Genomic DNA, 5745 nt, shown 5'->3' on the forward strand with positions numbered 1-5745 from the left:
TATGATAAGTCGTGACGGGTTTGCCCTTGCTCACAGCTCACAGCAGCGTGAGGAGAGTGAGGTCGGGAATTTTATTCCGCCACTGGTTCTTGATCATGCAATACAGACTGATGCACCTGCCGGTTACGGATGTATGACCTCGTCTGCAGATTACTTCAGGATCAGGTATGACATCGAACGCTCCATGCGTGATTCGGTTCAGGTGATCAAAGAGACCGAAGAGGCATTTGCACAGACCTTCGGACGGAAGTACTCCTGGACCGAGGAGTACCGGTGTGAGGATGCAGATGTTCTCATCCTGGCAATGGGAACCCTGGGGAAGGAAGCAGAAGTCGCTGTGGATATTCTCCGGAATGAAGGGGTAAAGGCAGGGTCCATGCGGGTCAGGTGGATCCGTCCCTTCCCTGAACTGAACCTTGGTGACCGCGAACTGGTTGTTATTGACCGGAACTACTCATTCGGGTTTGGAGGTATTCTGGCGACCTCTATCCGTGCAAAGACCGGAAAGGAGTGCTATAATGTTATCGCAGGTCTTGGCGGGCAGGAGGTAACCTATCATGATATTGCAGGCTTTGTCAGGGACCGTCGTATCGGGGAAGAGTTCTGGTTTGGAGTTGATGCCTGATGTATGAGATACGGCTTCATTCCCGTGGTGGTCAGGGTGGTGTCACCGCTGCAAAGCTGATGGCTCTTGCCTCGTTCAGGGACGGGAAGTATGCGACTGCAGCCCCTTTTTATGGTGCAGAGCGGCGTGGTGCTCCGATTGTCTCATTTATCAGGATAGATGACAAGCCCATCAAGGTGTATTCGCAGATCCACAATCCTGACTTAATCGTGGTTCTCGATCCCTCCATTCTTGACCTGGTCAATGTGTTTGAAGGACTGAAACCTGATGGAAAAGTCCTGATTAACGCACCTGAAATTCCAAAGAAGGCAGAGGGGTATCAGGTTCAGTATGTGGACCTGACCGGAATTGCGCTGAAGACAAATCTGGTTGTTGCGGGAAGTCCCATCCTGAACACACCGGTTATCGGTGCCCTTGCAAAGATGGGCCTGTTTTCCCGTGAGTCTGCGGCTGCTGCAATCAAAGAGATGTTCTCGGATGAACGGAACCTGAAAGCCGCCCTGATGGCGTATGAGGAGCTGGTCTGACATGGAGAAGAGGGAGCGACTTGCAATATCCCGGCCTCGTGAGGGTGCTTGTGGCAATACCGGAACCTGGAGGGTCTTCAGGCCGGTTGTCGACAGGGAGAAATGTAATGCATGCGGGATGTGTGCCATGTACTGTCCCGACGGGGTCATTAACGATGAATATGAGATAGATCTGGTCTTCTGTAAGGGCTGCGGTATCTGTGCAGCTGAATGCCCGAAGAAAGCCATCACCATGGTGCGTGAAGGGAATACAACCGGCACCTGATATCCGGGAACTCCGGTTCATGCAGATCTTCCTATAAATACTGGTTCACCCATTCACAACTCTTTTACAATCTGGTGCACCAGATTAGTACAGATGGTTCGGTTCTCTATTACCATGGATGATGATCTGACCCGGCGGGTTGATCAGGAATGTGTTGTCAGGCAGGTTTCACGCTCTGACTGGATCAATGAGGCATGTACCCGGCAGCTTCGAAAGCTCTCCGGGTATGGTATATATCCGTGTGGGCATTCAAGCCCGGTGATTGATGACTCCCCGGCACCGCACCGGCATAATATGCAGAACTATGATGAGACCTACCGGAATTTCCGGATTGAGGTTCCGGAGTATTTTAACTTCGGGTTTGATGTCGTCGATGCCTGGGCAAAAAAGGACCGGAACAAGATAGCAATGGTCTGGACAAACCAGGAGGGAGAAGAGAAGTTCTTCACATTCCGTGACATCTCCCGCAGGTCCAACGAGATCGTCAACATGATGATCAAGTACAAGATCGGCAAGGGAGACCGGGTCCTCATCATGCTCCACCGGGTGCCTGAGTGGTGGTTCATGGTGGTCGCTCTTATCAAGATCGGTGCAGTTTACATTCCGGCTCCGACCATGCTGACGCCAAAGGATCTGGCATACCGGATCAATACCTCAGAAGCAAAGATGGTCATCACCGATATGGAGAACGCCCATAAGGTTGAGGAGATTGCCGGTATCTGCCCGACACTTGAGACAAAGATGGTGGTGGATGGTGCTCATGACGGCTGGCTTTCATACCCGCGTGAACTGACCTATCCTGCACCGGTCTCATCACGGATTATCAACCTGAAGGGGATGAGAAAGACAAAGGCGACAGATCCGATGGTGATCTTCTTCTCATCCGGTACAACCGGGGAACCGAAGATGGTGCTCCATTCACAGTCATATCCGCTTGGGCATATCGTCACGGCCCGGTTCTGGCATGATGTGCGCAATAATGATCTGCACTTTACCGTTTCAGATACCGGGTGGGCGAAGTCTGCATGGGGGAAACTGTTTGGACAGTGGATTGAGGGTGCTGCAATCTTCGTCTATGATTACCGGAATAAGTTTAATGCAACCGAACTTCTTCCGCTTATTGAGAAGTACGGGATAACCACCTTTTGTGCACCACCGACCATCTACCGGATGCTGATCATGGCTGACCTGCGCAAGTATGACTTTTCTGAGCTCAGGCATTGTGTAAGTGCCGGGGAGCTCATCAACCCTGAAGTCATTAAAGCATGGAAAGATGCGACCGGCCTTGAAATATACGAAGGGTATGGGCAGACCGAGACGGTTTTGTGTGTCGGGACATTCCCCTGCATGGAGCCGAAGTACGGGTCGATGGGAAAACCCTCTCCTGGCTGGGTGATCGAGCTTCATGATGAGGATGGAAAACCGGTCAAGCCAGGTGAAGAAGGGTCCATCGCTATTAAAACCGACCCCCGGCCGGTCGGGTTCTTCATGGGGTACTGGGGAAATGAAGAAGCAAACGCCAATGCCTTCAGAAACGGGTTTTACTATACCGGCGACCGGGCAGTGAAGGATAATGACGGGTACTTCTGGTTTGTTGGCCGTGATGATGACGTCATTAAGGCTTCAGGGTACCGTATCGGGCCATTTGAAGTTGAAAGTGCAATCATAGAGCACCAGGCTGTCCAGGAGGCTGCGGTCGTCGGGTCACCAGATATCATCCGAGGGTTTGTCGTCAAAGCGTTCGTCGTTCTGAAAACCGGTTTTGAACCATCAGACAAACTTGCACGGGAGATTCAGGAATATGTCAAAGTCACCACGGCTCCCTATAAATATCCACGAAAGATTGAATTTGTAAAAGAGCTTCCAAAAACCATTTCAGGAAAGATCAAGCGAAAGGATCTCAGAGAGATGGAGATGAAACGGTTTGAAGAAGAACAGAAGAACGGTCGCGGTGATCATTCATAGGATATGAGTACCTGAACCACCTGACATGTTTTTATTCTTTTTTTCATAACCTTTGAGGAATGATTCGGAAGGTGTTGTATATCTCCCTCATTCTTGTCGGGCTTCTTATCCCGGCAGGGGTACTGGCAGCTGATGACGGATGGTCACATGGCAGTCTCTTCTCCGCACCAAACTGGCTTTTGGAACAGTTTGACGATGAATCTCGGGAAATGAGCAAGATGGATTATTTCGGGACCAAGCTGGTAGAGCCTACCCCGAAACCTCCGACTGCGATGGATCTCGTAAAGGAAGGATGGGCATACCTGGAAGGGGGAAATTATAAGGATGCTCTCAAGTCTTTTGAGAAAGCACTTGATATAAATGGAACATCCACCGAGGCATGGTACGGCCGGGGTCTTGCTCTTGAAAATCAGAAGCGGTATCTCTCTGCAATAGATGCCTATACGAAGGCGGTATCATACTCGAAAAAGCCGGCATCAAGCTGGGGTCCGAACGCTGGAAAGGGAAGATCCTATCTTGCCCTGAACCAGTTTGAGAATGCAAAGGATGCATTGACTGTTGCCATCAGCCAGTATGAACAGTCCGGAGAAGATATGGCAGATGAGCTGGCATCTATGTACCGTGACCTTGCCCAGGCACTTGAGATGCTTGGCGAGACTGATGCCGCACAGGAAGCACTCAAAAAAGCAGGATGATCTTGAGATCTCCCATTTTTCCTGAGAATGTATTTATTTTTCTATGAGATCATCCATGTATGAGATCTGCTGCTTCACCCGTGGTACTGGTTCTGTCAGTACTTGTTCTCTCCGGATGCCTGGTACTTACCACAGCAGCACCGGTATTCTCCAGTTCTCCCTATGCTGATGGGTTTGTCCCGTCCGGTATGATCGGTGGTGCCGACGGATGGTCGCATGGGAGTCTTTTTTCCGCCCCGAACTGGCTGCTGGCACAGATTGACCCGGACCTGATGAGTACTGTTCTCGATTATGGGTATACTCCGATCCCGACTGAAGTCCCGAAGGGTTTTGAGGATTATGTTGCTGAGGGGTATGCAGCTCTTGAAGGGGGGAACTACCGTGCGGCATATAATGCCTTTCAAAAAGCCATAGAGCTCCAACCATCTTCATCAGATGCCTGGTATGGGACTGGTCTTGCCCTTGAGAGTCAGAAGCGGTACCTATCAGCCCTTGATGCATATACACAGGCGATATCCTATGCAAAAGGCGCAGGTTCGAACTGGGCATCGTATGCAGGGAAGGGGCGGGTGCTGTACTCTCTGAATCGGTTCAGTGAGGCACAAACAGCACTTGAGACTGCCATTGCCCAGTACGAGAAGGCAGGAGTCTCCCATCCTGATGAACTCGAGGAGATATATCGCCTGTTAGAAGAGATATCAGGATATAACGCCCCTGTCCCGGCTGTCATCCCTTCGGCCTACATTCCTGCCACTGCCTATTCAGTATAACCTTCTCCCCACCTTTTTTACCAGGTATGACATAATACCAGTATGAACAGACGTATTGTGGTGTTTTTCTGTGTATTGTTCGTGTGCGTCCTTTTCCCGTCCGGGCTTTCTGACCTCTCATCAGAGGGGGTGGTTCGTGATATTGAAATTACTCTTGAGCGTGGCATGTGTTTTGGAACCTGTCCGGTGTATTCGGTCTCGCTCTTTGGGAATGGAACGATCACCTGGATGGGTGAGATGTATGTGGAGGCTGCCGGAAATCGGACCGACTCTCTTGATCCTGCCCTGGTCAGTGACCTGTATGATCGGCTTATCGAAGGCGGGTTTCTGGATTTGAATGATTCATATGCCTATCTGAACATCACTGACATGCCAACAGCCACACTGACCGTCAGAAATGGCACTGACGTAAAGCGGGTGTACCATTACCATGGAGACTTTACGTCACCGGAGAACCTGACTGATATGGAAGATGCCGTCGATCTCGTCGCAAATACGTCCCGGTGGATCGGGGCCGGTCCCTTAGATGAAGGAACGTGGGGAGAACCGATTTAATTCAGGAGTGCTCCGGGGTTAGTGTGAGTGGCAGTTCCATAAAACAACGTATCCATATCATTTTGGATAAGCCTGCATGGCATGACAGGACTGCTGTTGTCATCCACGGAGTACTCGCAACAGTAATCCTGGTAAATACCATTGCTATTATTTTATTAACCGTCCGCACGATTGCAGAGCACCTGGGCGATATCCTGACAGGTATCATCAATGTCTGCATGGTGGTGTTCATCTGTGAGTATGTTCTCCGGATGTGGGCCTGCACCGATACGCATCATCCGGTCCGCATGGTCACCGACCGGGTCAGATATGCATTCCATGTATACCTGATCATCGACCTGTT

At 50.6% G+C, this 5745-nt stretch carries 7 protein-coding genes and 1 pseudogene; all 8 read left to right on the top strand.

Annotated features, from left to right (window positions below):
* Positions 1-625: transketolase C-terminal domain-containing protein (locus LDL35_RS14165; RefSeq protein ID WP_304023603.1), on the top strand; the 625-nt coding region annotated here is incomplete at its 5' end.
* Positions 625-1152 carry a 2-oxoacid:acceptor oxidoreductase family protein gene (locus LDL35_RS14170; protein ID WP_304023605.1) on the top strand — a complete coding sequence of 176 codons (528 nt, stop codon included), beginning with the start codon at positions 625-627 and terminating at the stop codon, positions 1150-1152. The genes LDL35_RS14165 and LDL35_RS14170, both read left to right, overlap by 1 nt.
* A 1-nt stretch (position 1153) precedes the next feature.
* Positions 1154-1417, top strand: a complete 264-nt coding sequence (locus tag LDL35_RS14175) for a 4Fe-4S binding protein (protein WP_304023613.1) — start codon at positions 1154-1156, stop codon at positions 1415-1417.
* A 93-nt stretch (positions 1418-1510) separates the two neighbouring features.
* Positions 1511-3382: an AMP-binding protein gene (locus LDL35_RS14180; protein ID WP_304023607.1), complete on the top strand. Its 1872-nt coding sequence runs from the start codon at positions 1511-1513 to the stop codon at positions 3380-3382.
* A gap of 59 nt (positions 3383-3441) precedes the next feature.
* The gene (locus tag LDL35_RS14185) at positions 3442-4077 is read left to right on the top strand and encodes a tetratricopeptide repeat protein (RefSeq protein ID WP_304023608.1); all 636 of its coding nucleotides are present in this window, start codon (positions 3442-3444) and stop codon (positions 4075-4077) included.
* A 59-nt stretch (positions 4078-4136) separates the two neighbouring features.
* On the top strand, positions 4137-4847 hold the full coding sequence (locus LDL35_RS14190) for a tetratricopeptide repeat protein (RefSeq protein WP_304023610.1): 711 nt from the start codon (positions 4137-4139) through the stop codon (positions 4845-4847).
* A gap of 42 nt (positions 4848-4889) precedes the next feature.
* Positions 4890-5402, top strand: coding sequence for a DUF6438 domain-containing protein (locus LDL35_RS14195; RefSeq protein ID WP_304023611.1), 513 nt, complete (start codon positions 4890-4892; stop codon positions 5400-5402).
* Positions 5403-5425: 23 nt separating this feature from the next.
* Positions 5426-5745: pseudogene (locus tag LDL35_RS14200) on the top strand (ion transporter); the annotation flags it as partial.

This window comes from Methanospirillum hungatei (assembly GCF_020216685.1).
Lineage (GTDB): Archaea > Halobacteriota > Methanomicrobia > Methanomicrobiales > Methanospirillaceae > Methanospirillum > Methanospirillum hungatei_B.